Origin of the sequence: Bacillus sp. SRB_331 (assembly GCF_003264175.1) — a bacterium.
In the GTDB taxonomy this organism is placed as follows: domain Bacteria; phylum Bacillota; class Bacilli; order Bacillales; family Bacillaceae_G; genus Bacillus_A; species Bacillus_A mycoides.
In genome coordinates, this window is the sequence record NZ_NADV01000110.1 from 1 (window position 1) to 379 (window position 379).

Sequence of the window (379 nt, forward strand, 5' to 3'; positions counted from 1 at the left end):
GATTAGGAGGAAGAACCTTAGGTAAAGCGTTACCTTTTGAATCAGAGAGAGTAAAAATAGTCAAGGTAGACAACACAACAGATGATCCTTTAAGAAATTTGGATGATAATTTCACATTAGTTGTTAATGCGGTTAATGACCCGCAAGATAGACTACTCCTATCCGCAGTTCGAAAAAAAATCCCATTGGTTGACATTACTCGTTGGACTGAACGCTTTAAGAGTTCTATTGATCGATTAAAAAATGTTGAGGTCCAATCCCCTGTTGTATTAGCTTCAGGGTGGATGGGGGGGACAGCAGCCCTTTTTTTCTAAAATTTATTCAAAAGATCTTCAAGAGGTTACGGTTGATATCAATGCACTATATTCTCTTCAAGACA

The 379-nt window shown here is 37.7% G+C and carries 1 pseudogene; it reads left to right on the forward strand.

The annotated features are described in order from the left end of the window. Positions 1 to 379, forward strand: a pseudogene (locus B5P42_RS31450) (saccharopine dehydrogenase); the annotation flags it as partial.